This window comes from Oleiphilus sp. HI0061, assembly GCF_001635675.1.
On the sequence record NZ_LWFE01000830.1, the window covers coordinates 1 to 237 of the forward strand.

Consider the following 237-nt stretch of genomic DNA (forward strand, 5'->3'; position numbering starts at 1 on the left):
GTAACTCGTTGGGTAATGGTACGGGCTCTGCAGGTACGATGCTTGACAACTTACGGCTTGAGATTGACATCGCCGGTGATGGTACCGACGGTGATAATGAGCTTGCATATGGTTTTTCCAATATGCGTGATATTGCTCAGATGTATGTAAATGATGGGAATACTGATACGACGTTTGTTAGTGTTGCAAACGGTATTGACTCAACTCGTGATAACGCTGTAATTGACGATAAGCGCA

At 44.3% G+C, this 237-nt stretch carries 1 protein-coding gene; it reads left to right on the forward strand.

Going from position 1 to position 237, the window contains the following annotated elements:
* Positions 1-237 (forward strand): hypothetical protein (locus A3735_RS30735; RefSeq protein ID WP_197485821.1); only part of this gene is annotated, 237 nt, incomplete at both ends.